We start from the raw sequence: 26661 nt of genomic DNA, 5'->3' as shown, positions 1-26661 counted from the left end.
CACATGAGTAAGGTTTTTGAAATGGACCATCCGTTGATTCAGCATAAGTTGAGCTTCATTCGGGATAAAGAGACGGGGGCAAAGGAATTTAGAGAACTGGTAAAGGAAATTTCGATGCTTTTAGCATATGAAGTAACGCGTGATCTGCCGCTTGAAGAAATTGAAATTGAGACGCCGATCTGCAAGACGAAGACGAAGGTACTCGCAGGTCGAAAAGTGGCAATTATTCCTATTTTACGTGCGGGTCTCGGCATGGTTGACGGTTTCTTAAACCTCTTGCCGGCAGCGAAGGTTGGTCATATTGGCCTCTACCGTGATCCGGAAACGCTGGAACCGGTAGAATATTACTGTAAGCTGCCTTCGGATGTACCGGAACGCGATCTTATTGTTGTCGATCCAATGCTGGCAACAGGCGGGTCTGCCAATGCGGCGATTAAGTTTATTAAAGACAGAGGGGCGACCAGCATTCGACTCGTATGTCTGATCGGCTGCCCGGAAGGCATTGCCGCTGTTCAAAAAACACATCCCGATGTTGATATCTACATTGCGTCAATTGATGAGAAACTCAATGATCACGCATACATCGTTCCAGGTCTTGGCGATGCAGGCGATCGTTTGTTTGGCACGAAGTAGACACTCGCGGTATTCGAGAGGGCGTGTTAAGATGAGACAGGACAAGACGAATTACTATTTGGATATTGCTGAGACAGTTGCCAATCGCGGCACTTGTCTGAGACGCAATTTTGGCGCAATTATTGTCAATGAAGATGAGATCATTGCAACGGGCTACACCGGAGCACCAAGGGATCGTAAGAACTGTATTGACCTTGGCCATTGTGTCAGAGAGTCAATGAAAATTCCAAAAGGTGAGCGCTACGAAATGTGCCGGTCTGTACATGCGGAGGCCAATGCGATTATTTCTGCAGCCAGAAGAGATATGATTGGATCAACGCTCTATCTCGTTGGCAAAGAGATGCAATCAGATGCTTATGTCGCAAATGCTAATTCCTGCGCAATGTGTAAACGCCTCGTTATTAATTCAGGTATTGAAAAAGTCGTGATCCGCGATACCGAGACCGATTTTCGCGTCATTCACGTCTGTGACTGGGTTTATTATGATGATTCTCTGGAAAACCATTTTGGCTATTGATTGAAGGTGTAAATGTCATGTATATAGCAGCTTTGTTTGCTTTTTTAGTAAGTTTTTTAACGACACCGCTGGTGATTAAGTTAGCACATCACTTTGGTGCGCTGGATATTCCTAAGGACAACCGTCGTGTTCATAATAAACCGATGCCGCTTTGGGGTGGTGTTGCAATCTATGTTGGGTTCTTTTTGAGTATGCTGATTTTCTCGAATATCGAGACGCAGAAACTCGCCGGACTCTTTATCAGTGCAACACTGATACTCGTTACCGGGATGATTGACGATGTTAAGGATCTCGGGGCGAAGACGAAGCTTGTCATTCAGATTATCTGTGCCGGTATACTGGTAAAGGCGGGCTTCGAAATAAACTATTTTACAAACTTCTTCGGGGAATCGGGCTATATCCATTTGGGGATCCTGTCCGTACCCGTTTCGATTATATGGATTGTCGGGGTGACCAATACGGTTAATCTCATTGATGGCCTTGATGGTCTCGCAGCAGGCATTTCTGCCATTGCTGCGGTAACGCTCGGCTATATTGCCTTTACCAATCATCGCTATGATGCGGCAATGATTACATTGATACTGGCAGGTAGCTCTGCAGGCTTTCTGCCGCACAATTTTAACCCTGCTAAAATCTTTATGGGTGATACCGGGGCGCTGTTTCTGGGATTGATTCTTTCAGCGATCTCAATAGAAGGTGCTTTAAAAGGCGCGACGGCCCTTACCGTTGTCGTACCGATATTGGCGCTGGGTGTTCCTATCTTTGATACGGCTTTTGCGATTTTAAGGCGTATGATTAACAAGCGTCCTATTATGGAAGCAGATAAGGGACATCTGCATCATCGAATGCTTTCGACAGGTCTCAATCAGCGAAAAGTCGTGCTGTCCATGTATTTGATCAGCGCACTAATGGGGGCGGGTGCGATTGCGTTGTTAAAACACGATTATATCAATGCCGTGGCGCTATTAGCCATTGCCGCAGTCGTTGTCTTTATCCCAGTCAATAAATCTATTGAAATGGAGAAAAAGGGCAGGCTAAACGGTAATGACGGCTGAATGCATCACAGAGACAAGTGATTGTGATGACAAGATTAAATTGACCTCATGAATACCGTTGAATTTCTGATCCTTGATTTAGAATCGCTGATGTGAACGCTTGTGGTGGACGTTTGAAGGAAAATAAAAGAACATATTGCGGAAGGAAATGACTATGTTAAGAGTAATGCTCGTGTTTGGTACGAGGCCTGAAGCTATTAAGATGGCACCGCTGGTGAAGGCGATTGAACGCGAACCGGGTATGGAGGCAATTGTCTGCGTAACGGCGCAGCATCGTGAAATGCTCGACCAAGTACTGACGCTGTTTGATATCAAACCAAAATACGATTTGAATTTAATGAAGGCAGGCCAAAGTCTCAGCGATATTACAGCAGGCGTCCTCAAAGGGCTTGAGGACGTTCTGATAGCAGATCGGCCGGATCTTTTGCTGGTGCACGGCGATACGACGACGACGCTGTCGGCGGCACTTGCTGCTTTTTATCAGCAAATTCCAGTCGGACACGTTGAAGCAGGTCTACGAAGCGGCAATATCTACAGTCCGTATCCGGAAGAAATGAATCGAATGCTGGCATCTAAGCTGGCAGCTGTTCACTTTGCCGCGACAGAAGGGAATGTTGACAATTTACTGCATGAAGGTGTTGATGCGTCAGTCATTGCCAAGACGGGCAATACGGTTATTGATGCGTTAAAGATGATGATTCGTTCGGACTATGTCTTTGAAACATCACTGCTCAATCAAATTGATTTTGAACACCAGAAAGTCATGCTGATGACGGCACATCGCAGAGAAAACCTGGGTGAACCAATGGCGGATATCTTTAGAGCCATTCGCGAAGCTGTCGACACCTATCCCGATACGGCGCTGATTTTTCCGATGCATCTCAATCCCAATGTGCGCAAGATTGCCAAAACCCATTTTGACGGCTGCGAGCGCATTCATCTTATTGAGCCGCTGCCGTATGAAGCATTTGCCAATCTTCAAAATCGCGTGAAATTGATTTTAACAGATTCTGGTGGTATTCAGGAAGAAGCGCCGGCACTTGGCAAGCCGGTCGTGGTGCTTCGGACAGAGACGGAGAGACCGGAGGCGGTCGATGCGGGCACTGTTGTGATCGCAGGCGTCGGTTATGAAGATGTTAAACGTGAAATAACAAGGCTGATCACTGACGAAGCACATTATCAGGCGATGTCGGAAGCCGTTAACCCTTATGGTGACGGCACTGCTTGTGAACAAATTGTCAAAGTGATCCGTCAAAAGTATCTTGACTAGAAAAGTAAGAAATCACAGTAACTTAAAGGATACTGTGATTTTTTGTTTTTTTTATGATACTTTTATGATATCCTAATATAAGAATTCAAACATTTCTTTTAAACGATATGGATTATTCTGATTATTTGGATAATTGTTAACGAAGCGTAATAAAATGTGTTATAATATCTATCACGTGGAGGTTAGCTTGAAGAAGCAGACAAAGGGTATCATGGAAAATTTAGCGCTGCTATCGCAGGTTGGCATTATGATGATTACTCCAATTTTCGGCGGCGTTTTTATTGGGCAATTCCTTGACCGGAAGTTCGGAAATGGGAGTCTTTTTTTAATTGTAGGAATTGTGCTGGGCGTTGGGGCTGCATTCAGGAATCTCTATCAGTTAGCGCAGACCAAAGGTCGCGAATATCAAGATTCTGAAACGCCGGAGCGATATGTTCAGCGTTTTGAACGTGAAGTCATGCAGGAACGCCGCAAAGCAGCAGAGGATGCTGAAAAGCATACTGATGAAACAAATGGGGATAAGACGAAGTCTTAAGGAATGTTAATAAAGTAACAAACTTTGTTCGCTGTTGAAGAAATGACGATAATTCCGCGGTGACCTTTTAGGACGCTTAGTGATGTCATCATAAAATGACAGTGCTTAAGGCTGCCGATTCTGCTGAATAGCATGAGCCGTTCAGAGTTCAGAGTAATGAGCTGAAGGTAAAAAGCTTAACGAGAACATGATTACTATGTGCTATAAATAGTGCTATAATGGTTAAAGATGATTTAAGGCGGGTATTTGAATGGACGAAACAAGGAAACTCCAACGAAATTATTTAATATATCTGCTGATTGCGGATATTGTCTTTGTGGTTTTGGCTTTTATATTTTTAGAAGCGCCGCTTGCGTTTGTCTACGGCTTGGTTTTTGGTTCGGCGATTAGTGCGCTCAATTTCGTTGAACTTGGCAATACCCTCAGACGTGCGGTCACCATGTCGCCTGCGAAGGCACAGGGTTATGCGACGCGCAAGTACTTTGTAAGGTATATCGTGACGGGGGTGGTGCTCTATGTATCCATCGTCGCACCTTATATAAATGTGCTGGGTACCATCATAGGTATGACCATCATTAAATTCATTATTTTTGCTACCAATCTATTTAATGATAAGCAGTATTACAAAAACATCTTTAAAAGAAAGGAGGATGAACCTAGTGGGCATTGAAGGTTTTGGACCACGCGTTGCATTTTACATTGGTGATATTGCCGTTACAGAAACGGTAACTGTCACATGGTTTATCATGCTCGTGCTCTTCATTTTTTCATTTTTAGTCACACGAAATCTGAAAAGGGAAGCAACGGGTGTGCAATTGGTGGTAGAAACAATAGTCAGGACTATTAATAACCTTACTAAGCAAAATATGGGTGAGAAAAATGCAGCTTTTGCACCGTATGTCGGTACGTTGATGCTGCTGATAGGTATCTCAAACATCATAGGTCTCTTTGGCCTCAGACCGCCAACGGCTGATCTTAATACAACGATGTGTCTATCGATTTTGACGTTTGTATTGACACAGTTCTTTGGTGTTAAATCAAAGGGGCTTGGAGGCTATGCCAAAGGTTTCTTAGAGCCGATTCCATTTCTGTTGCCGCTTAATATCATTGGCGAACTCGCCAATCCGGTATCACTTGGCTTCCGTTTGTTCGGCAACATCGTTGCCGGTGTCATTATTATGACATTGCTCTATAGTGCACTTGGCAGCTTTACCCAATTATTACTCGGACTGACCGTTCCATTGCTTCAAGCCGGTATTCCTGCCGTACTTCATATTTATTTCGATGTATTTGCAGGATTGTTGCAGTCATTTATCTTTACAATGCTAACAATGGTGTTCATTTCCGGTGCTATGGAGTAGTGATCATACGCAATGGTTATTGGGAATGAATCTTAGAAGGGGTGAGTTTATGGAAACAACCAATTTCATAGTGAGATTTTTAGAATGGTTAATGAGCTTTGATCCCAAAGCAGTGGTACTCGGTGCTTCTGCCATTGGTGCGGGCTTCGCTATGATCGCTGGTATAGGCCCGGGCATTGGTCAAGGTTATGCAGCTGGAAAAGGCGCTGAAGCAGTTTCAAGGAATCCAAAGAGTCAAAGGGAAACGACAATGGTCATGCTACTTGGGGCAGCAGTAGCAGAGACTTCGGGGATTCTCGCACTTGTCGTCGCTCTGATCATGCTCTTTGGTAACCCGCTTATTTCTGCAAAAGGTTCGGCAATGGTCATTATGGCTTCCGCCATTGGCGCAGGTCTTTCGATGATCGCCGGGATCGGACCAGGTGTAGGACAAGGCTATGCTGCGGGCAAAGGCACTGAAGCAGTTGGCAAAAGGCCGAAACTTCAGTCGTCAGTCGTCAGAACAATGCTGGTAGGGCAAGCTGTTGCACAGACAACAGGCATTTATGCACTGGTTATTTCTTTGGTTTTATTATTTGCAAATCCACTAATTAGAATGTAGATTTGAATACGCCCGCGTTTGGTAAAACGTTTAGGGGCTTTTAAGGCGTCAGTTGAACTTTCAAGGACGTCCCAAATATGATTAAAATCGAATTTTTTATGATTTGAAGGAGGATCTTCTTATGGAAACTATGATTACTGGTAAAGCGTTAGTATTAGCTTGTTCAGCAATTGGCGCAGGTCTTGCGATGATCGCAGGGATTGGCCCTGGTATCGGTCAGGGATATGCAGCTGGTAAAGGTGCAGAAGGCGTCGGCAGACAGCCGGAAGCACAAGGCGACATCGTTAGAACGATGCTCCTCGGTGCAGCCGTAGCCGAAACAACAGGGATCTACGGTCTCGTTATCGCGCTGATTTTATTATTTGCAAATCCATTAGTAAAATTATTAGGTTAAATATAGGATACTATATCCTTTATTAAAAGGAGGATAAAATGAACCCGGAATTAACAATTGCCAGCTTGAGATTGGGTCTTGTCGAAATTAGTCAGACCTTTGTATTCCAGTTGATCAATACATTCATCCTATATTTGATTTTGAGAAAGTTTCTCTTTGGTCCAGTGACGAAATTCATGGCAAACCGTGAAAATGAAATAAAAGACCAAATCCAATATGCACAAAACTTGGAAGATCAGGCACACGAATTAATTGCACAATATGAGAAAAAACTCGAATCCGCGGAGGATGAAGGTAAGGAAATCATTAAAAAGCAAACCCAACGTGCTGAAAACAGGGCTTTTGAAATCATTAAAACTGCTGAAACCGAAATTGATACAATGAAGGTGAATGCTCACAGAGAGCTTGAAAGAGAACGAATCAAAGCGGTGAATGAATTAAAGGATCAAATATCCGAGCTTACTATTATGGCAGCGTCTAAAGTCGTTGAAAAAGATCTTAATGAAGCCGATCACAAAGCGCTGATTGATCAATTCATCAATGAAGTAGGTGACGTTCAATGGCAGAATTAGTCAGTAAAGCCTATGCAGAAGCGCTTTTTAGTGTCGCAACTGAAGACGACAGCATGGCAGCATTGCGTGACGAGTTAAATTTTGTCGTTTCGAGCTTTGAAATGTACCCGGCCTTTTTCGAGATTATGAAAATGCCGACGATTAACAAGGCGGACAAGCAAAGTGTTGTCACGGAGACGTTTGAAGGCAAACTATCTGTAGAGATGATGAACTTTCTGAAAATGCTCATCGCTAAAAATCGCATCGCCGATATTTTTGAGATTGGGTCGACATTCAATGCAATGGTTGATGATTTTAATAAAGTACTGAGCATTTCAGTTGAATCAGTTATGCCATTAACCGCGCAACAGCTTCAGATATTGACGCAGAAACTCAAAGACAAGACGGGTAAGCAAGTCATACTGAATCCCGTTGTCAATCCAGATCTCCTTGGAGGGATTGTGGTGAAGATGGGGGAACAGATCATTGATGGTTCTGTGAAGTACAAATTAGAAGGTATGCTCGAAGGGTTAACTCAAATAATTGTTTAATAGGAGTGTGTAACACATGAATCTAAGACCAGAAGAAATTAGTTCTGTGATCAAAGCACAGATTAAGAAATATGAGTCTCAGCTTCAAGTAGAAGACACAGGTACTGTCCTCAATGTTGGTGATGGTATTGCACGCGTTTACGGTCTCGAAAAATGTATGGCAGGGGAGCTTTTGGAATTCCCATTCGACATTTACGGGATGGTGCTTAACTTAGAGGAAGACAGTGTCGGTGTCGTACTATTCGGCTCAGACGAAAAAATCAAAGAGGGGGATGTGGTCAAGCGTACAGGTCGTGTCGTAGAAGTGCCTGTCGGTGAAAACATCTTTGGTCGTGTCGTCAATTCACTCGGGCAACCGATTGATGGCAAGGGACCAATTCCAGCAGATAAATACAGACCAATCGAAGCAAAAGCTTCTGGGGTTATCGACCGTAAGTCGGTTCATGAACCACTGCAAACGGGGATCAAGTCTATTGACTCTATGATTCCAATCGGCAGAGGCCAGCGTGAGCTCATCATCGGCGATAGACAAACGGGTAAGACGGCGATTGCGGTCGATACGATTATTAATCAAAAAGATACGGATGTCTTTTGTATTTATGTCGCTATCGGCCAGAAAAAATCAACAGTTGCTCAAATCGTGAAACAACTCGAAGATCACGGTGCAATGGATTATACATGTGTCGTTGCAGCGACGGCATCTGATCCGGCACCACTTCAATATATTGCGCCTTACGCTGGGGTTTCAATGGCGGAGGAACTCATGTACAATGGCAAACACGTGCTCATCATCTATGATGACCTTAGTAAGCACGCCGTTGCCTATCGTGCCATGTCGCTCCTCTTAAGACGTCCACCAGGACGTGAAGCTTTCCCCGGCGACGTTTTCTACTTGCATAGTAGATTACTCGAGCGTGCTGCTAAGCTCTCGGACAAACTCGGTGCGGGATCCATTACAGCACTACCTATTATCGAAACACAAGCAGGTGACGTATCGGCGTATATTCCAACGAACGTTATCTCCATCACAGATGGTCAGATTTATCTTGAATCAGAACTTTTCTTCTCAGGCCAAAGACCTGCGGTTAACCCGGGAATTTCCGTATCCCGCGTTGGTGGTTCAGCTCAGATCAAAGCCATGAAGAAAGTTGCAAGTAAGATTAAACTCGAGCTCGCGCAGTATCGTGAACTCGCCGCCTTTGCTCAGTTCGGCTCCGAACTCGATAAGGAGACGAAAGCGACACTCGACCACGGCGAGAGACTGATGGAAATCCTGAAGCAAGCGCAGTATAAACCGATGTCGGTTGAAAATCAAGTTATGGTTATTTACGCAGTCGTCAACAAACACATGGTAGACGTCAACGTTAAAGATATTCAAAAATTTGAAACGGGTCTTGTTGAGTACTTGAAGCTCAATAATCCTGAAATCGGCAAAAGCATCGCTGAAACAGGCGTTCTCTCAGAAGAAATGGAAACAAAGCTTAAATCGGCAATCGAAGCGTTTAAATCCAGCTTTACCGCCGAGTAAGGTTCCTTGTAGGAGGGAGAAGAATGGCAGTTAGTAATACGCGCGATATCAAGCGTAAAATACGTAGTGTTAACAGCACCATGCAGATCACCAAAGCAATGGAACTGGTCTCAACGGCGAAGCTTAAACGTGCACGCAACCGAATGGATATTACCAAGCCTTACTTTGAAACGGTAACGGAAGCGGTAAAGGACATTTTGGGTGCTGACAAGAGCATTAAATTAAAATACGTTGCAGATAAGGAAATCCAGAACACACTCTATATCGTCATAACATCAGATAGAGGCTTATGCGGTGGTTATAATATTAATGCCATTAAGAAAGCACTTGAAGACATCGCCGATCCTAAAAAGGCAAAGTTTATCACCATCGGTAAACGGGCAACGGACGCCTATAACCGAATGAATCTTGACGTCGTCGATACATTTTTGTATATTTCGGAGCAGCCTGAATACGTTCATGCCGTTCATATTGCAAAGAAAGCGCTTGCGATGTTTGACGCAGGTGAAGTGGATGCCGTAAAACTCGTCTATACGAATTTTGCCAGCACGATTTCACAGGTGCCGGTGACATTGCAGCTATTGCCGATTGAAAAGGGTGAGCAGGTCGCGAAGGATGAAGCAACAGATTTTGTCAACTATGAACCTTCTCCGGAAGAGGTACTGAAATTTGTTATTCCCAAATATGTGGAAAGTACGATTTTCGGTGGACTGATTGAATCCGCTGCGTCTGAGCAGGCTGCAAGACGCGTGGCGATGGAAAGTGCTTCCGATAATGCTGAGGAGATCATCGAAGAATTGACGCTGACGTACAATCAAGCACGTCAGGCGGCAATTACACAAGAGATCACTGAGATTGTTGGTGGTGCTGAAGCACTGAAGTAATGAAGAGGCATAACGCCCTAAATTATGATATTAGATTGAAAGGGAGTGAAAGAGTATGGATCAAACGATTGGTAAAATCGTTCAAATCATAGGACCTGTACTCGATATTAGGTTTGAAGCTGAGAAGCTTCCTAATATTTATGATGCGGTTACCATTGATTATAAAGATATCCATGTCGTTGCAGAAGTCATGCAGCACGTTGGTGACAATACTGTCAGAGCGGTTGCCATGAGTTCAACAGACGGTCTCATTAGAGGGATTGATGCTGTTGCCAGCGGTGCGCCAATTTCGGTACCGGTGGGCAATCCGACATTAGGTCGACTCATTAACGTTCTCGGCGAAACAATTGACGAGAAAGGTCAGATCAATAAAGACGAAGCTGAATTTTGGCCGATTCACAGAGAAGCACCTGCATTTGTTGAACAGGGAACTTCTGCGGAAATGCTTGAAACCGGTATTAAAGTCGTTGACCTCATTGCACCTTATGCCAAAGGTGGTAAAATCGGTCTCTTCGGCGGTGCCGGTGTCGGTAAAACCGTTATCATTCAGGAACTGATTAACAATATAGCATCCAATCATGGTGGTCTCTCCGTGTTTGCCGGTGTCGGCGAGCGGACGAGAGAGGGGAATGACCTTTACTATGAAATGATGGAATCAGGCGTTCTCAGCAAGACGACGCTGGTATTCGGTCAGATGAATGAACCGCCGGGAGCAAGGATGCGCGTTGCACTGACTGGTCTTACCATGGCAGAGTATTTCCGTGATCAAGAAGGGAAAGACGTCCTTCTGTTTATTGATAACATCTTTAGATTTACCCAAGCGGGTTCCGAAGTATCGGCACTGCTTGGTCGTATGCCAAGTGCCGTTGGTTATCAACCGACACTGGCGACAGACATGGGGGCACTTCAAGAGCGTATTACATCGACAACGAAAGGTTCTATTACATCGGTACAGGCCGTTTATGTCCCAGCCGATGACTTAACAGACCCGGCGCCGGCAACGACGTTCTCGCATCTCGATGCAACGACAGTTCTCTCACGTAAAATTTCAGAACTTGGGATTTATCCGGCGGTGGATCCACTGGATTCATCTTCGAGAATCTTGACACCGGAAGTTGTCGGCCTTGAGCATTACAATGTTGCACGACGCGTACAGGAAATGTTACAGCGCTATAATGAACTTCAGGATATCATTGCGATCCTAGGGATGGATGAACTCTCTGATGAAGATAAGCTCGTCGTTAATAGAGCACGTAAAGTACAGCGTTTCCTTTCGCAGCCATTCCATGTTGCAGAACAGTTTACAGGCTTCACAGGTAAATACGTTCCAATTAAGGAAACTATTCGGGGCTTTAAAGAAATATTGGATGGGCAGCATGATGAGATTCCAGAAGGTATGTTCTTATTCTGCGGCTCAATTGATGACGTCGTCGAAAAGCATAAGCAAAGCAAAGAAGCTTAAGGGGAGGTGACAATATGGGCAGAAAATTCAATCTGGAAGTCGTAACGCCGGACGAAAAGTTCTTTGAGGGCGAAACGGATATGGCGATTCTCAGAACGACTGAAGGAGATATTGGAATTTTATTTGACCATGAACCTCTTGTCGCACCGCTCAAAATCGGCAGTATTCGCATACGCCAAGATGAATCGGCTTTTCGCTGGGCGACGTGTTCCAGTGGTTTCTTAACGGTTTCAGACGAAAAAGTCACTGTGATTACCGATGCTGCTGAATGGGTTGATGAGATTGATCTCGACCGTGCGGAACGCGCTAAAGAACGTGCTGAAAAGCGTATTCGCGAAGGTGCAAATAAAGAAGTTGATGTATTGAGAGCCAAGGCGTCGCTTGAAAGAGCGACAAACCGCATTCGTCTCTATAGCCAGAAATAGCATCATGAATGCTTTAAATGGTTAATAAGATTGCGGGTTAACGGCAAATGAACCATAATCGTGCAATGGTATTTTTGGATTGTATGAGATAAAAATGATGTAAAGGGTTGTCTGTCGTCAGTTAAACTGACGCGGACAGCCCTTTTCTGATTCTGGGGCTATTTGCACATGAGACGATGCTGAATCAGGCCTTTAGACCTGTCTTGACTTTGTGAACGGGATGTAATGTTCAAAAGCTTTTAAAAAGCTTGAATGCCCTAATTTTTTTATATATAATAGTAAAAGGTATAAAGTTTTAACAGGTTTACTGAAATAAGCTGGATATTATGAAATTACTTGATATAAATTTATGAAAAGCTAGAAATGGAGGCACAATTTGGCAAAGTTAATTGTGGAGAAAAGCGGCCCTTTAAAGGGAAAGGTGCGAATCAATGGTGCAAAGAATTCTGTTCTGAAGCTCATGGCCGCATCTATTCTCGCTGAAGCGCCTTGTTATATAGAAAGTGTTCCGGAGCTTCTAGATGTGGAGGTGATGAACACTTTGCTTGAGTCACTGGGTTTGACGGTTCAATATGACAGAGATGAAGAAAGTCTTGTGATCTACCCGGCAGCTGACCTCAAATGTGAAGCACCTTATGAAATTATTCAAAAAATGCGTGCTTCTTTTCTAGTCATGGGACCCTTGCTTGCGAAAAAGGGTGTTGCAAAAGTCTCGATGCCGGGAGGCTGCGCCATTGGCGCCAGACCGATTGACCTGCATTTGAAAGGGTTTCAAGCACTTGGCGCCGAAGTGACGCTGGGACATGGCTACATTGAAACAAAAGCCGTCAATGGCCTTGTAGGCAATGAAGTTTACCTAGACTTTCCAAGTGTCGGTGCAACAGAGAATATTATGATGGCGGCGACGATGGCGAAAGGCCAAACCATGATCCAAAATGCTGCCAAGGAACCGGAAATTATTGATCTTGCCAACTTCTTGAATGAAATGGGCGCCAGTGTAAAGGGTGCCGGAACAGATACCATTCGGATCAATGGTGTTGAGCATTTAAACGGTGCTAAACACCAAACCATTCCAGATCGTATTATCACTGCGACCTATATGATTGCAGCTGCAATGACTAATGGCGACGTGACCATTGAAAACGTCGTTTCAAGCCATGTAAAACCGATTGCTGCAAAATTGCGGGAGATGGGTGTTACCGTTGAAGATGAAGATGATGTGATTCGCGTTATCGGGACGGATGACCTAAAAGCTGTTGACATCACAACACTGCCATATCCTGGTTTTCCAACAGATGCGCAGGCACAGTTTATGGCGCTGTTATCCATTGCGGAAGGTACCAGTGTTATCAACGAAACCGTTTTTGAAAATCGCTTTGGGCATGTGGCTGAGATTAACCGCATGGGCGCCAATGTGAAAATAGAAGGCCATAGCGCCGTTATCCAAGGCGTGAAACAGCTTCAGGGGGCTCAGGTGAAGGCAACGGACTTGCGTGCAGGGGCTGCCCTTGTACTAGCGGGGATGATTTCAGAAGGTATTACAGAAATTGACGATATCTTTCACATTGATCGTGGGTATCCTCAAATCGAAAAAGACCTTGTCAGTTTAGGCGCTCATATCAGGCGTGTCGAAGCAGATAAAGGCTGAATGAAGTTTTCCAGTGCGGTTAAAGCTTATTCAACGCATAGAATATAAATTTGGAAGGTGGATCTCATGTTTGGACTAGGTGCTGAAATTGGAATTGATTTAGGAACCGCAAGTGTATTGGTTTACATTAAGGGCAAAGGTATCGTCCTAAGGGAACCTTCCGTTGTCGCTATTGATAAAAATACAGATCGTGTTTTGGCTGTCGGGAATGAAGCGCGTAAGATGCTTGGGAGAACACCGGGAAATATCATTGCGATAAGACCACTTAAGGACGGCGTCATTTCAGATTATGATGTTACAGAGAGAATGCTCCGGTACTTTATTAATAAAACTTGCGGCAGACGCAGGCTCTTTAAACCCAAAATTATCATCTGTGTACCAAGCGGCGTCACTGAAGTTGAGAAGCGTGCTGTTCAGGATGCGACACTTGAAGCGGGCGGCGGAAAGACGTTTCTTATTGAAGAGCCCATTGCGGCAGCAATTGGCTCGGGCATTGACATTACAAAACCCGATGGCAACATGGTTATTGATATCGGCGGCGGAACTTCGGATATTGCCGTCATCTCGCTTGGCGGGATCGTTGTCAGCAGTTCGATCAAAGTCGCAGGGGATAAGTTTGACGAAGCCATTATCAAGTATATGCGCAAGCGTCATAACTTGCTCATTGGTGAACGCACAGCCGAAGAGCTTAAAATCAATATTGGCACAGCATACCCAAGAACAAAGCCCATTAAAATGGATTGTCGGGGGCGCGACTTAATCACTGGTCTGCCAAAGAATATCGCCATATCTTCCGAAGAAATGATGGATGCGCTGTCAGAATCCGTCAATGCTGTCTGTGATGCCGTTCATGCTGTGCTCGAAAAAACACCACCGGAGCTGGCTTCGGACATCAGCTCAAGGGGCATTGTGATGACTGGCGGCGGCAGCCTTTTATATGGACTGAATAAATTGCTTGAAAAGCGGACGGGTATACCGACGTATATTGCCGAGGATGCTGTGAGTTGTGTCGCCAAAGGGACGGGCATGAGTCTTGAACATATTGATATTCTTGAAAAGAATATGATGACACCGACGAAAAAGCGATATTTATAAACAGATTGGAAAGTCTGTGTTGCATAATAGAATAAAATAATGAGTCTTGTAAATATAAAGTGCGAATAGAAGCTGTTTATATAGACAGTGTTTTAATTTGTGCAATCGATCAATCTAAAAAGCTGTGATCAAATCTTTTGGTCATGGCTTTTATATTTTAATTAAAAAGCGAGAATAGATAACCATTCTCGACAGGTGATTTGATTTATTGTCTATTGATGTAACCATATACCATATCTCTATTTTTATGATATGGAAACACTGTGCAATCGAAACGATTTACTTATAATACCATAAAAAGAATATATACCCTATGGTAGGCAAAAAAAGTGGGTGTGATCATAAAATGACACGCCCAAAATGAGGAAATTGAAATTAATAAAGGGTATGGTATTTAACCACTTTGAATATATCATTTTTAGGGATAGGCTTCAACCCGAATAACACAGTTTTAACAAGAAAGTCTATCGAAATACTTAATAGTTACAAAATCAAGGATTAGCTGATAGCGATTATCAAATGAAAAATGGTGAAATATGGATGATGTTGAAAAGTGCCAGATAGAATCATACACTTTTGCTAAAGTATTAGCCGCATTGTGACGATAGAATAGTTGAACCTATTTACACTGGAGGTAGAAATGGTAAAAGGCCTTTACGTCGCATCGACGGCGCTGGTGACAAACACCCATCGAATAGACGCCATAAGCAATAACTTAGCAAATGTCAACAGCAGCGGCTTTAAAAAGGATCGCGTGGAAGTTGAATCATTTAATGATAGATTGTTTACAAGAATCAACGGATCCGATTACCCCTACAATGCGATGGCGCCAAATGTAACCATGACGCAGTCAGATAACGCTTATAATTTAAAGACAGATGGCGGCTACTTCAGAGTACAAACGGATGAGGGTATTCATTATGATAACGAAGTCGTTCTCATTAAAGATATTGACGGCTATTTAAGAACAAAATATGAAAATATTGGTGGTACGATAGATTATTTAAAAGGTAATGAAGTTCTGGGAAGCAATGGTCCTATTTATGTTGGAGACGGCGACTTCGCAGTCGACGCACAAGGCAATTTAAGTGTCGATGGCTCGTATGTGGACAATATTGCCGTTTCTACGATGCCAACGGTCATCGGCACCATGGGCGCCGGCATCAAGGCTTATAAAATCGCGACAGACTTTGAGGCGGGACAGCTGGAAGTGACCAATTCAAAATACGATGTCGCCTTGCAAGGTGATGGCTTCTTTAATATTGATACACCGCAGGGGACGATGTATACGCGTAATGGCGCTTTTACCATTAACCAGTATAATGAACTCGTCACAATGGATGGTTACAATGTTATTGGACTTGACGGTCCCATTGTTATTACCAGTGAAGATTTTTCCATTAATGAATTTGGCGAAGTTATTCAGGATAATGAAATTACAGATAAATTAACGCTTTCAAATTTCACTAATATTGCAGATCTCAAAAAAGTAGGTGGTACATTTTTCAAATTTGTCGACAACCCTACCGGAGAAATGGTTGATTTTGAAGGCGAAGTCAAGCAAGGTATTATTGAACATTCCAATGTAGATGCTATTGCAGAAATGATTAATCTCATTGAGCTGAACAGAAATTATGAATCCAATCAAAAAGTTGTTACAACCATTGACGAACTACTCGGCAAAGCGGTTAATGATCTCGGAAGAGTATAGGAAACGGGAGGTTTAAATGAAAGCATTGTGGTCTGCCGCATCCGGCATGAAGAACTTGCAGCTTAAAATTGACACGATATCTAATAATATCGCGAATGTCAATACGACGGGTTTTAAAAACCAAAGAGTCGAATTTAAAGACATCATGTATGATTCTTATACGCAGATTGATCAGATTCAAAATGAAGGCAGCCCTGTTCCCATCGAGATTGGGCATGGTGTTATGACCTCTGCAACGCTTCGAGACTTTACAACAGGGAATCTGCAACAGACAGAAAATGATCTCGATTTTGCCATTAACGGTGAGCATTTTTTTACAGTAATTGATGAAAACGGCAATTACCGTTATACTAAAGACGGCAGTTTTAAAATTGCCGTAACCGATCAGGGATCAAAACTCGTGACCTCGGATGGTTACTATGTCCAAGGGTCGGGCGGCGACATTCTGCTAGGTGACGATGCCAAAGAGATCGCGTCTGATTCACTTGGGAATTTAACTGTAAAGCGCGCCGGTTCTGATACTTATGAAGCGCTTGACAACTTTATGCTCGTGAAATTTGTCAATGCAGCAGGGCTTGAATCCGTCGGTAGAAACTTTTACAAGGAAACGACAGCATCTGGTATTCCGATTGAAGGCATTGATACGGAGGATAAGACAGAAGTCCTACAGGGATTTGTTGAGAACAGCAACGTCCAAATCGTCGATGAAATGATTAATCTTATTACAGCTGAACGCGCCTATGAGATTAACTCAAAGTCCATCCAAACGGCAGACAGACTGCTTGAAATCGCTAATAACTTGAAACGATAAACAGATTCTTTGATATGATAAATGTGTGACCTGAATGTTTAAGATTTTTATATCTTTCAGATCGCATTGGAGGTGTAATGCACTATGAAAATTGATTCATCAAGTTTAAGCGGCAATTATGACGTAGCTTCAGCGCTTCAGACTGTCACGGACAGCAGCGAGGGCAAAGACTTTAAAACGCAGCTCGAAAACGCGCAGGCCGCGGGCGACGATGAAGCCATCCGAGATGTCTGTAAACAATTTGAAGCCTTGTTTATCAATATGTTGTTGAAACAGATGCGCAATACGGTGCAAGAAGGTGGACTGACTGAAAAGAGTCAGGCGAGAGAAACGTTTGAAGGCATGCTGGATGAAGAGACGGCGAATAATATTGCCGAGGGCGGTGGTATTGGTATTGCAGATCTCATGGCAAAGGCGCTCACGCGTCAGGCTTATGCGAATTCGGAAGAAACGGTTTCCGATGACCAGTCATCATCGATTGATCAATTGATGATGGATATCCTCACAACAAAATAAGGCGTATAGGAATGGGAGACACTGTAAATTTTATGGGGTAGCCCTTTTTTATTGCACCATTTTAGGGTATTATCTATTTGTGGAGGTAAGTTCATCATGTCAGAACATATAAAACGTGGTATTGCGCTTGAAGGCGGCGGAGCAAAAGGTTCCTATCAGTTAGGCGTCATGCAGGCCATCCATGAAATCGGCGTTCCCTATGAAGGGGTGGTCGGTGCATCAATCGGTGCCATTAACGGTGCAATGATTGCGATGCAAGATCTAAAACTTATGGAAGATGTTTGGTTAGGGACAGAAGTTGGCGACATCATTAACGGCGATAAAGAACTATTGGCAAAACTGGTTAAGCTCGACTTTAAAGAAGATGCCGACAAGCTCAGACAGCTCGTCATTGACACGATTAAGCAGGGTGGGCTTGATGTATCGCCTTATCGCGCCTATTTGCGCCGCATTGTCGATGAAGAAAAAATACGCAGTTCAAATATAGAATACGGTCTTGTCACACTTTCGCTGACAGATTTGAAGCCGATCGAACGCTTTGTTGACGGTATTGAACCGGGCATGTTGATTGACTATATCATTGCTTCCGCCAATTTCCCGGCATTTAAACTGGAAAAGATCAATAACAAGGTTTTTCTGGACGGCGGTTTTTTCGATAATCTTCCTGTCAATATGCTAATCGAGCGAGGTTATGATGAAGTCATTGCCATTCGCATTATGGGCATGGGGCGTATCCGAAAGGTTAAAAAAGAAGATGCCGATAAGGTGGTAACGATTATACCGTCGGAGGATTTGGGAAAGACCTTGGAAATAGATCCAAAACGTGCGGCTTATAATATGAAACTCGGGTATTATGATGCCTATCGGTATTTTAAAAAACTAAAGGGAAAAGTTTACTATATCACAGAAGTTTGGTCAGAAGATGACGTCTTTAATCGATTGGCGAATTTGCCAAATCATTTAACGACGCAGCTAATGAATACCATGGATGTTCAGCAGCCTCCGAGGCGTTTTATTTTTGAAACACTTTTGCCAACGCTTTGTGATGTGTTAAAGCTATCCAGAGATGCGGCCTATGGTGAGATCTTTTTGGCGTTTTATGAAGCGCTGGCAGAAGAAGCGGGCATTGAAAGACTGACGTTTTATACACTTGAAACCTTGATAGAAGCCGTTAATGCACATTATTCAAAAGAGGCGCTGGAACTGACGCGAACACTGGATGGCTTATCGATTCACTTACTTAACTTTATTAAAAACACTGGGATCGCGCTGATCTGGTCAAAACAGCGGCGACAATTTCTCGAATACATTCTTTATCTGTTACTACAGTCAGACGTGTCGACGGAAAGACAAATGATTTCCAACCTGCCAAAAGGCAATCAATGAGGAGGCTAGAACATGCGTGCAATTGATCGATATGAAGCGTGGCGAAACAACGAATATTTTGATGAAGCTTTTCGAGCGGAACTCGATTCCATCGCTTCGGATACAGAAGAAATAGAAGAACGTTTTTACCAAGACTTGGCTTTTGGAACAGCTGGGATGCGCGGTATTATTGGCGCGGGAACAAACCGTATTAATGAATACATCGTCCGTAAAGCGACGCAGGGTTTCGCAAACTTTCTGCTCAAACGTCACGCTGCACTTGAGGGTACCTATCAGTTGGCAGTGGCGATTGCCTATGATTCGCGACACAAGTCTTACGAGTTTGCGCTTGAAACAGCACTTGTTATGGCAGGCAACGGCATTAAGGCCTATCTGTTTAACGGTGTTCGCACGACGCCGGAATTATCGTTTGCCGTGCGTCATCTGAACTGTATCGGCGGTGTCATGGTGACAGCGAGTCATAATCCGCCCGAGTACAATGGCTACAAGGTTTATGATGAAACAGGCTGTCAGCTCATTCCTGCCCTGGCGGACGCTCTGGTCGAGGAAGTCAATGCCGTCGTGGAATTCAGTATGGTAAAGCGTCTTGATAAAAAAGAAGCTGTTCAAAAGGAATTGCTGAAACTCATTGACGAAGCAGTGGACTTGCCTTATGTGGAAATGGTTAAAAATGTTTCCATTAGACCTGATCTATTGATGCATTCAGATCTTAAGGTCGTTTATACACCGCTTCACGGAACAGGTGGTGCAACGGTTGCCAGAACATTGAAGGAGTTATCATTTTCAGGGCTTATCCCGGTAGAGGCTCAGATGACGCCGGACGGGGATTTTCCAACCTGTCGTAAACCCAATCCCGAAGAATACGAGGCATTTGCGCTGGCGATAGAGTATGCGGAACGATATGATGCCGATCTGGCAATTGCGACAGATCCAGACTGTGATCGCATTGGCTTATTGATCAAAGATCAGAATCATTACAAAGTTTTGACGGGCAATCAAATTGGCTCATTATTTATTGACTATGTCTTATCATCAAAAGCGCATTGGTCCGATCAGGCCTATATTGTCAACACCATTGTCTCCTCTAATTTGGCTGTGGCGCAGGCGGAAGCCTATGGCGTTCGGTGTATCCAAACGCTGACGGGCTTTAAATTTATCGGTGAACAAATCGAAAAAGATCGCGAGCATTTTATTTTGGGTTATGAAGAAAGCTACGGTTACTTGTTCTCTCCGGAAGTGCGCGATAAGGATGCTGTCATGGGGACGCTTTTGGCAATTGAAATGACGGAATACTACCGAAAGCAAGGCAAAACGCTGTTGATGCAGCTTGATGATATCTATCAAAAACACGGTTATTTCTTGGAAGAAACCATTTCAAAACAATTTGAAGGACGTGAAGGTCATCAGGAAATGGAAGCCATTATGATGAAGTTCCGGACAGCGGGCGAAGACATGGTGCCGGTACAAAAAATGGTTGACTATCAAGCAGAGGGAACCGGACTGCCAAAATCCAATGTGCTCAAATTTTACTTGGATGATCGGTCATGGTTTGTTTTAAGGCCGTCTGGTACTGAGCCAAAGTTAAAAGTCTATTTCTCGATAGCCGATGCCAGCGCCCAAGCTGCGAAAGAGAAGCTTGAATATTACAAGGCGATGATTTTGGAGAAAATACGTGCATAACACTTTTAAAGAAGCAGGACATGTCTACACATTTTCAAGCGCACGTGCCACGGATACGCGGCTCATGGGTGTCGTTGGGCTCGAAATCTACTGGACATCTGCCAATGCAGGTGAATGTCTCCAAATTTTCCATCTCGATTACGAATCTTACGGCATTGACGGTTACCATCAGTTTTTTCGAGGGGATCCTGAAGAGATTGAGCGCGTTCGAAGCGGCATCACAGGCGGGCTCGGCGGTCGTTTTATATCGTTGACTTTTGAAGAAGCGTTGGCGCTCATTGCCGCTGCGAGAGATGTCGATCCCGATTCGACGACGCTGCTCGTTGACTTCGAATGGTTTGAACATTCCTTAAACCAGACGTTGCCGGAAGAAGTGCTCGAATCGGCAACGCGTGTGCTGATGCCCGAACGGCTGACCGATATCAGTGCCATCAACTATTTCCTTATGCGGCTGATCGGCTGTGACAACTACGGTGCATCCATGCTCTTTAAGGGAGATCAAGCGGCGATGGCGTCGCTTACAGATTACCCTTGTACATTGTTAAAAAATACGGTAACGCCGCTGATGGCTTCCGATATATCTGACCGTGAACGCCGTTACGAGGCTTCTGCACTCATTGATTTTGAAGAAAAATATCGTCTGATGGTACTGACATTAACCGTTTCCGGCGAAAATAAATACGCAGATGGGTTGGACCAATTGCCTAAAGGAGATGTTCAGATCTCATCCGTATCGATAAAGGAATCGCTGACAGTATCTAGCATTGAAGCTTCTTTTAATTTAAATAAGCCAGAATATATGTTGGTGCTGCATGCGAAAGATTCCTTTTTGGAGCGGCGTTTTGAACGCAGTAATCCTGAATTAATGAAACAGGCTTATCGCGGCGGCAATTTGTACCTCGAATATAACTCGGACAATCACCATGTATCGGAAAATCCTTATTATCTCAATGGGGATCTATATGCCGCATATTTTTTTGCACTCTCAGGTCAAGTCGTTATTGCCAGTTTTGAGCAGGCACATATTGCTGAAATTGATCAGCAATTTCACGATAACGGTATTTATGAACACAGTTTGAGCTTTGTCTGCGAATTGCGAACGGATTTAGCGGTAACGTTTAGTTTCGCGCAAAGTGCCTTTGACAATATCTTTGACTTTCTTGATCATCACGCTTTTTAGGATGCATTATTTGTGTGAGGAAACATCAAATGGGTATGAACCCAGTGATGCATTACACATTGTTCATAAAAAAATGATTGCATTGGATAAGGCGATTGTGCTATGATAGCATTGCAATTGAGCTTTAAAAATTTTATAGCAATCCTTATCAAGAGAGATGGAGGGAATAGGCCCTATGAAGTCCGGCAACCGGTTATAACACGGTGCTAAGTCCTACAGACGCAATGTCGTCTGGAAGATGAGGTGATATCGAACATATTACCTTTTCATTGAAAAGGTTTTTTTATGTTCTAAATCTACTTTTATGATAGATGTCACAAGAGATAACGGGATCGCTAATATTGAAAAACGGAGGTAAACATATGGGTAAAAGACTTTTTACGTCAGAATCAGTCACTGAAGGACATCCGGACAAAATATGTGATCAGATTTCGGATGCCATTTTAGATGCCATTTTCGAACAGGACAATAATGCGCGCGTCGCTTGTGAAACATCGGTAACGACGGGCCTCGTACTCATTGCCGGCGAAATTACAACGGACTGTTATGTAGACATGCAGCATGTTGCGCGTGAAACCATTAAGAGTATTGGCTATACAAGAGCCAAGTATGGTTTTGATGGTGAAACATGCGGCGTGCTCGTAGCGATTGACAAGCAGTCTTCTGATATCGCTATGGGTGTTGATGAAGCACTTGAAAAAAAAGACGGTAAAATGGTTGACGCTGTAGAAGCTATTGGTGCAGGCGATCAAGGGATTATGTTTGGCTATGCCTGCAATGAAACGCCGGAATTAATGCCGCTGCCGATTTCACTGGCGCATAAACTGGCGCAGAAGCTTTCAGAAGTTCGGAAAGACGACACGCTGCCGTATCTAAGACCTGATGGCAAGACGCAAGTAACGGTGGAATACGACGAAGACGGCAAACCGGTTCGCGTTGATACCGTACTGATTTCAACACAGCATGATGAAGATGTTGAACGTGAACAAATTGAGAAAGACCTCATCAAATATGTGATTAAGCCGATTGTGCCGGAAGAGCTACTGGTTGATACGCGTTATTTTGTAAACCCTACAGGACGATTTGTGATTGGCGGCCCTCAGGGTGATGCGGGCTTAACAGGCCGAAAGATCATCGTTGATACGTATGGCGGCTATGCGCGTCACGGCGGCGGTGCTTTCTCGGGCAAAGATCCAACAAAAGTTGACCGATCTGCCGCCTATGCAGCGCGTTATGTTGCAAAGAATATCGTTGCAGCTGGGATTGCTGACAAGTGTGAGATTGAGCTCGCTTATGCGATTGGTGTTGCATACCCTGTTTCCATCATGGTCGAAACGTTTGGAACGGCTAAGATCAGTGAAGACATTATTTCAGAACTTATTGCGAAATACTTTGATTTAAGGCCGGGTGCGATTATCAGAGACCTCGACTTGAGACGTCCGATTTATAAACAAACAGCAGCTTACGGACATTTCGGCAGAACGGATATTGATTTGCCTTGGGAGCATACGGATAAAGCTGACGCGCTTCGGAAAGCTGCGTTTGGCGCATAAGGGCGTTTGTAAACAAATCATCGGTGGCAACAGGATGCTAATCCATTGCGTATTCGCTTGTCAAGGATGAAAAAGCATGTGTTTATCAAAGGCATCGACAGAAAATAGTCGGTGCCTTTTTACATAAAATGGAAAATTCGCTTTCGAAGCAGAATCCTTTATGATAGAATGAGATCAGTGCAGGAGGACGGCTCAGTGGAGACCTATATCGGTATCATAGATGAAATTATATACTATAACGATGACAACGGTTATGCTGTTGCGGTATTAACAACAGAAAATGATTCGATCAGCATTAAAGGCATTATGCCGTTTATCAATTACGGTGATCAGCTGAAAGTCGTGGGTGAACTTGATGATCACGCGCAGTATGGCATGCAGCTAAAAGTGAAATATGTCGAGCACGTCAAGCCTACAGATGAAGCTTCGCTCTATCGCTACTTGGCGTCGGGCGTTATTAAGGGAATTGGTGAAGCAACAGCTCAGCTGCTCATTGAGACATTTGGCAAGGATGTACTGGACGTCATTCAGTATACACCGGAAAAACTGCTTTCGATCTCGGGAATAGGGCCAAAGAAACTCGAACAGATTATCGAATCATACCGTGAACAATATGAACTAAGAGATTTTATTATCTACTTTCAAAATTTGAATTTAAGCGTTGCCAACGCCATGCGCATTTATCGCCAATTGGGCTATGAAGCCATGCAGATGGTCGAACGCAACCCATATATATTAGCAGAAACGGTTAGCGGCATTGGCTTTAAAGTTGCAGATCGCATTGCTGAGGGAATGGGCATTGACCGCCACTCTCCCTATCGGATTAAGGCAGGCATCCAATACGTCTTGCAGCAGTTTGCCTCGGAAGGTCATACCTATATGCCGCTGGACATGCTGGCAAAACGTGTGGCCATGACACTGCAAGTCGTTGAATCGGATGTGGCAATTATCATCCGGGATGCGGCAATGGGCGGTGCGGTCTTTTTGGAGACGCAAGATGAGCATCAGCAGCAGGAAATGCCGGATTCGGCGATGGCATTCCATGGGGTATTGTCAGAAGGCAGTTCGCCGGCGGCTGATCATATGATTAGGGTTTTTTTGCCGGCTTATTACTATGCCGAACAGCATGTTGCAGAAAAACTGTATCAGCTGGTATCGGAAGTACAGCCGCTGACACTGGATAACTTCGATACATTTATTGAACGTTTTGAACGAGATAAGGGGATTGTGCTAGGCGATAAACAGAAACAGGCGATTGAACGCGCTGTTGCCAGCGGCGTTTTTACCATCACAGGCGGGCCCGGAACCGGCAAGACGACGATTATCAATGCTGTCCTTGAAGCCTATGAATCACAGGATAAGCGCATTGCGCTCATGGCGCCAACAGGACGTGCTGCAAAGCGCATGACCGAAGCGACGCGCCGAGAGGCGAAAACGATACATCGGGTACTTGAATTTCAGGGTGAATTTGAATTCGCCAGAAATGAAACCAATCCGATTGAAGCGGATGTCATTATTGTCGATGAAATTTCAATGGTCGATATCATGCTGATGTATCGTTTGCTGGATGCTATCAGTGCTGGGGCGCACCTAATACTGGTAGGGGATGCAGATCAGCTGCCCTCTGTGGGAGCGGGTCGCGTCTTGGATGATATTTTAAGGAGCGGCCTCATTCCCTATATAGCCTTGGACGAAATCTACAGACAGGCCGATACGTCACTCATCACAGTCAATGCCCACCGGATCAATCATGGTGAAATGCCTGTGCTCAATCAGAAGGATAAGGACTTCTTCTTTATTGGCAGATCAAAGCCGGCGCTGATCTTAAATGAACTGGAAGCGCTAATTTCTACGAGATTAAAAGACTACTACGGGCTTTCGCCTTTAGAAGATATACAGGTGCTGGCGCCGATGAAAAATTCGCCAATCGGCGTAACGGCTTTAAATACAATGCTGCAAAAGATTTTAAACCCAGAAACAAAGCAAAAAACGCAGCATCAGTTTGGCAGTATGATGCTGCGCGACGGCGATAAAGTGATGCAGACAAAGAATAACTACAATCTCGAATGGACAACGGCTGACGGGGAAGAAGGTCAAGGTGTCTTCAACGGTGATATCGGTTTTGTCCAAGTCATTGATCTCGATGCAAGGACGGTTGCGGTCCTCTTTGACGGTGAGCGCGAAGTCATTTATGATTTTCCCGTTGTAGATGAGCTCATTCATGCTTATGCCATTACCATTCACAAGAGTCAGGGCAGTGAATTTAGAGCGGTGCTGATGCCCATGGGATTTGCACCGCCAATGCTGATGAGTCGCAATATTTTATATACTGCCATTACGCGTGCAAGGGATCTCGTTATACTGGTTGGCGATAAGCGTGCGATGGGGGAAATGATTAAGCGCGATCAGGAGCTCAATCGCTATTCAGGACTTTATGATCGCCTGATGCGGCTCAAAAGTATTTCTGGCAATATGATTGGAGGGGACGACCATGGCAATTAAAATACCTTCGATGCCCTCTGATGCATTCCGCGGCTTGGGAAAGCCGATGTTAGACTTGATTTTTCCCATCCATGTACAGTGCGCAATTTGTGAAGATGAGATTAGCGGCGAATCCTATTTTTGTGAATCGTGCATGGCGAAAACGCTGGTGTCAAGTGATCAAATCTGCATGAAATGCGGCAGACCGCTTGAATTGTCACGTGAACATTATCGTGCTTACGGCGGCATTTGCCCCATTTGTCAGACGCATTTTTCCTATTTTAAATACCACCGCGCCTTTACGCTCTATGAAGGCCGTGCTAAACAGCTGCTGCTAAGTGTCAAGTACAAGGGGAATCTTCAGTATACGCCGATTATTGCAGAAGGTATGGCACGTGCGTTGCATGAGAGCCCATTTGATGGAGCCTTTGATATCATCGTACCGGTTCCCATACATAAGCGGCGGCAGTTGTTTCGCGGTTTTAATCAGGCGGCGGTCTATGCGGAGGCACTAAGTGCTTATGATTCGGAGATTCCGGTCATCCATTTGCTTAAACGGGTAAAGTCGACAAAAAAATTAAAAAACCTCGACAAAGAAGCTAGGAATAGAATGATGGAGAATGCTATAATAATAGAAAAGTCTCAGGCGCATTTGATTGACGGAAAATCCGTGTTGCTGGTAGACGATATTTTTACGACGGGGGCGACGCTAAATGCCTGCGCACGTGCTTTATACGAAAGTGGGGCAGATTCCATTTTCGCAATAACCTTTGCAATGGGCAAATAAATGCGTTTAGCAAACGGTTTAGGGGTATTAAATAGATATACGAGTG

Annotated in this window: 26 protein-coding genes and 1 riboswitch; all 26 genes read left to right on the top strand. The window is 44.2% G+C overall.

The annotated features are described in order from the left end of the window. Positions 1-3 precede the first annotated feature (3 nt). A complete protein-coding gene (gene upp, locus KHM83_RS03925; protein ID WP_213235606.1) occupies positions 4-633 on the top strand; it encodes a uracil phosphoribosyltransferase in 630 nt (209 codons plus the stop codon). Positions 634-664: 31 nt separating this feature from the next. Further along, complete coding sequence (locus KHM83_RS03920; protein WP_213235605.1) at positions 665-1150, top strand: deoxycytidylate deaminase; 486 nt, start codon at positions 665-667, stop codon at positions 1148-1150. A 17-nt stretch (positions 1151-1167) separates the two neighbouring features. Beyond that, positions 1168-2205 carry an MraY family glycosyltransferase gene (locus KHM83_RS03915; RefSeq protein ID WP_213235604.1) on the top strand — a complete coding sequence of 346 codons (1038 nt, stop codon included), beginning with the start codon at positions 1168-1170 and terminating at the stop codon, positions 2203-2205. 154 nt (positions 2206-2359) lie between these two features. Next, positions 2360-3475, top strand: a complete 1116-nt coding sequence (wecB, locus tag KHM83_RS03910) for a non-hydrolyzing UDP-N-acetylglucosamine 2-epimerase (protein WP_213235603.1) — start codon at positions 2360-2362, stop codon at positions 3473-3475. Between the two features lie 187 nt (positions 3476-3662). Continuing rightward, complete coding sequence (locus tag KHM83_RS03905) at positions 3663-4010, top strand: AtpZ/AtpI family protein (protein WP_246542856.1); 348 nt, start codon at positions 3663-3665, stop codon at positions 4008-4010. Between the two features lie 250 nt (positions 4011-4260). Next, a complete protein-coding gene (locus KHM83_RS03900) occupies positions 4261-4680 on the top strand; it encodes an ATP synthase subunit I (protein ID WP_213235602.1) in 420 nt (139 codons plus the stop codon). After that, on the top strand, positions 4670-5371 hold the full coding sequence (atpB, locus tag KHM83_RS03895; protein WP_343213113.1) for a F0F1 ATP synthase subunit A: 702 nt from the start codon (positions 4670-4672) through the stop codon (positions 5369-5371). Before KHM83_RS03900 ends, atpB begins: the two co-directional genes overlap by 11 nt. 49 nt (positions 5372-5420) lie before the next feature. Next, the gene (atpE, locus tag KHM83_RS03890) at positions 5421-5972 is read left to right on the top strand and encodes an ATP synthase F0 subunit C (RefSeq protein ID WP_213235600.1); all 552 of its coding nucleotides are present in this window, start codon (positions 5421-5423) and stop codon (positions 5970-5972) included. Positions 5973-6102: 130 nt separating this feature from the next. Then, entirely contained in the window at positions 6103-6366 is a 264-nt protein-coding gene (gene atpE, locus KHM83_RS03885; protein WP_425513863.1) for an ATP synthase F0 subunit C, read from the top strand. 38 nt (positions 6367-6404) lie between these two features. After that, on the top strand, positions 6405-6938 hold the full coding sequence (gene atpF, locus KHM83_RS03880; protein ID WP_213235598.1) for a F0F1 ATP synthase subunit B: 534 nt from the start codon (positions 6405-6407) through the stop codon (positions 6936-6938). Further along, a complete protein-coding gene (atpH, locus tag KHM83_RS03875) occupies positions 6926-7468 on the top strand; it encodes an ATP synthase F1 subunit delta (protein ID WP_213235597.1) in 543 nt (180 codons plus the stop codon). The genes atpF and atpH overlap by 13 nt, the downstream gene beginning before the upstream one ends. 16 nt (positions 7469-7484) lie before the next feature. Continuing rightward, positions 7485-8996: a F0F1 ATP synthase subunit alpha gene (atpA, locus tag KHM83_RS03870; RefSeq protein ID WP_213235596.1), complete on the top strand. Its 1512-nt coding sequence runs from the start codon at positions 7485-7487 to the stop codon at positions 8994-8996. 23 nt (positions 8997-9019) lie between these two features. After that, positions 9020-9880 (top strand): ATP synthase F1 subunit gamma, encoded by an 861-nt coding sequence (gene atpG / locus KHM83_RS03865; protein WP_213235595.1) that lies wholly within the window; start codon positions 9020-9022, stop codon positions 9878-9880. Positions 9881-9935: 55 nt separating this feature from the next. Then, positions 9936-11342 carry a F0F1 ATP synthase subunit beta gene (gene atpD, locus KHM83_RS03860; RefSeq protein ID WP_213235594.1) on the top strand — a complete coding sequence of 469 codons (1407 nt, stop codon included), beginning with the start codon at positions 9936-9938 and terminating at the stop codon, positions 11340-11342. A gap of 14 nt (positions 11343-11356) precedes the next feature. After that, entirely contained in the window at positions 11357-11767 is a 411-nt protein-coding gene (locus KHM83_RS03855) for a F0F1 ATP synthase subunit epsilon (RefSeq protein ID WP_213235593.1), read from the top strand. Between the two features lie 376 nt (positions 11768-12143). Further along, positions 12144-13415 (top strand): UDP-N-acetylglucosamine 1-carboxyvinyltransferase, encoded by a 1272-nt coding sequence (murA, locus tag KHM83_RS03850; RefSeq protein ID WP_213235592.1) that lies wholly within the window; start codon positions 12144-12146, stop codon positions 13413-13415. 66 nt (positions 13416-13481) lie between these two features. Next, positions 13482-14510, top strand: a complete 1029-nt coding sequence (mreB, locus tag KHM83_RS03845; protein WP_213235591.1) for a rod shape-determining protein — start codon at positions 13482-13484, stop codon at positions 14508-14510. Between the two features lie 640 nt (positions 14511-15150). After that, a complete protein-coding gene (locus KHM83_RS03840) occupies positions 15151-16221 on the top strand; it encodes a flagellar hook-basal body protein (RefSeq protein ID WP_213235590.1) in 1071 nt (356 codons plus the stop codon). A 16-nt stretch (positions 16222-16237) separates the two neighbouring features. Further along, complete coding sequence (flgG, locus tag KHM83_RS03835; protein ID WP_213235589.1) at positions 16238-17032, top strand: flagellar basal-body rod protein FlgG; 795 nt, start codon at positions 16238-16240, stop codon at positions 17030-17032. Between the two features lie 84 nt (positions 17033-17116). Then, entirely contained in the window at positions 17117-17548 is a 432-nt protein-coding gene (locus tag KHM83_RS03830; RefSeq protein ID WP_213235588.1) for a rod-binding protein, read from the top strand. Positions 17549-17644: 96 nt separating this feature from the next. Beyond that, positions 17645-18934, top strand: coding sequence for a patatin-like phospholipase family protein (locus tag KHM83_RS03825; protein WP_213235587.1), 1290 nt, complete (start codon positions 17645-17647; stop codon positions 18932-18934). A 12-nt stretch (positions 18935-18946) separates the two neighbouring features. Then, entirely contained in the window at positions 18947-20614 is a 1668-nt protein-coding gene (locus tag KHM83_RS03820; RefSeq protein WP_213235586.1) for a phospho-sugar mutase, read from the top strand. Then, positions 20607-21794, top strand: coding sequence for a hypothetical protein (locus KHM83_RS03815; protein WP_213235585.1), 1188 nt, complete (start codon positions 20607-20609; stop codon positions 21792-21794). The genes KHM83_RS03820 and KHM83_RS03815 overlap by 8 nt, the downstream gene beginning before the upstream one ends. Positions 21795-21936: 142 nt before the next feature. Continuing rightward, positions 21937-22039, top strand: a riboswitch (SAM riboswitch). A gap of 117 nt (positions 22040-22156) precedes the next feature. Next, entirely contained in the window at positions 22157-23347 is a 1191-nt protein-coding gene (metK, locus tag KHM83_RS03810; protein ID WP_213235584.1) for a methionine adenosyltransferase, read from the top strand. Between the two features lie 195 nt (positions 23348-23542). Then, the gene (recD2, locus tag KHM83_RS03805) at positions 23543-25849 is read left to right on the top strand and encodes an SF1B family DNA helicase RecD2 (protein WP_213235583.1); all 2307 of its coding nucleotides are present in this window, start codon (positions 23543-23545) and stop codon (positions 25847-25849) included. Then, positions 25839-26615, top strand: coding sequence for a ComF family protein (locus tag KHM83_RS03800; RefSeq protein ID WP_213235582.1), 777 nt, complete (start codon positions 25839-25841; stop codon positions 26613-26615). Before recD2 ends, KHM83_RS03800 begins: the two co-directional genes overlap by 11 nt. The last annotated feature ends 46 nt before the right edge of the window (positions 26616-26661 follow it).

Source organism: Fusibacter paucivorans, from assembly GCF_018390735.1.
Classification (GTDB): Bacteria; Bacillota; Clostridia; order Peptostreptococcales; family Acidaminobacteraceae; genus Fusibacter; species Fusibacter paucivorans.
This window is presented reverse-complemented; position numbering and strand designations above follow the sequence as displayed.

What these genes read in the sequence shown, in the direction of transcription:
- upp (WP_213235606.1), top strand. Translation starts at nt 4, where the DNA reads ATGAGTAAGGTTTTTGAAATGGACCATCCGTTGATTCAGCATAAGTTG.
- KHM83_RS03920 (WP_213235605.1), top strand. Translation starts at nt 665, where the DNA reads ATGAGACAGGACAAGACGAATTACTATTTGGATATTGCTGAGACAGTT.
- KHM83_RS03915 (WP_213235604.1), top strand. Translation starts at nt 1,168, where the DNA reads ATGTATATAGCAGCTTTGTTTGCTTTTTTAGTAAGTTTTTTAACGACA.
- wecB (WP_213235603.1), top strand. Translation starts at nt 2,360, where the DNA reads ATGTTAAGAGTAATGCTCGTGTTTGGTACGAGGCCTGAAGCTATTAAG.
- KHM83_RS03900 (WP_213235602.1), top strand. Translation starts at nt 4,261, where the DNA reads ATGGACGAAACAAGGAAACTCCAACGAAATTATTTAATATATCTGCTG.
- atpE (WP_213235600.1), top strand. Translation starts at nt 5,421, where the DNA reads ATGGAAACAACCAATTTCATAGTGAGATTTTTAGAATGGTTAATGAGC.
- atpE (WP_425513863.1), top strand. Translation starts at nt 6,103, where the DNA reads ATGATTACTGGTAAAGCGTTAGTATTAGCTTGTTCAGCAATTGGCGCA.
- atpF (WP_213235598.1), top strand. Translation starts at nt 6,405, where the DNA reads ATGAACCCGGAATTAACAATTGCCAGCTTGAGATTGGGTCTTGTCGAA.
- atpH (WP_213235597.1), top strand. Translation starts at nt 6,926, where the DNA reads ATGGCAGAATTAGTCAGTAAAGCCTATGCAGAAGCGCTTTTTAGTGTC.
- atpA (WP_213235596.1), top strand. Translation starts at nt 7,485, where the DNA reads ATGAATCTAAGACCAGAAGAAATTAGTTCTGTGATCAAAGCACAGATT.
- atpG (WP_213235595.1), top strand. Translation starts at nt 9,020, where the DNA reads ATGGCAGTTAGTAATACGCGCGATATCAAGCGTAAAATACGTAGTGTT.
- atpD (WP_213235594.1), top strand. Translation starts at nt 9,936, where the DNA reads ATGGATCAAACGATTGGTAAAATCGTTCAAATCATAGGACCTGTACTC.
- KHM83_RS03855 (WP_213235593.1), top strand. Translation starts at nt 11,357, where the DNA reads ATGGGCAGAAAATTCAATCTGGAAGTCGTAACGCCGGACGAAAAGTTC.
- mreB (WP_213235591.1), top strand. Translation starts at nt 13,482, where the DNA reads ATGTTTGGACTAGGTGCTGAAATTGGAATTGATTTAGGAACCGCAAGT.
- KHM83_RS03840 (WP_213235590.1), top strand. Translation starts at nt 15,151, where the DNA reads ATGGTAAAAGGCCTTTACGTCGCATCGACGGCGCTGGTGACAAACACC.
- flgG (WP_213235589.1), top strand. Translation starts at nt 16,238, where the DNA reads ATGAAAGCATTGTGGTCTGCCGCATCCGGCATGAAGAACTTGCAGCTT.
- KHM83_RS03830 (WP_213235588.1), top strand. Translation starts at nt 17,117, where the DNA reads ATGAAAATTGATTCATCAAGTTTAAGCGGCAATTATGACGTAGCTTCA.
- KHM83_RS03825 (WP_213235587.1), top strand. Translation starts at nt 17,645, where the DNA reads ATGTCAGAACATATAAAACGTGGTATTGCGCTTGAAGGCGGCGGAGCA.
- KHM83_RS03820 (WP_213235586.1), top strand. Translation starts at nt 18,947, where the DNA reads ATGCGTGCAATTGATCGATATGAAGCGTGGCGAAACAACGAATATTTT.
- metK (WP_213235584.1), top strand. Translation starts at nt 22,157, where the DNA reads ATGGGTAAAAGACTTTTTACGTCAGAATCAGTCACTGAAGGACATCCG.
- KHM83_RS03800 (WP_213235582.1), top strand. Translation starts at nt 25,839, where the DNA reads ATGGCAATTAAAATACCTTCGATGCCCTCTGATGCATTCCGCGGCTTG.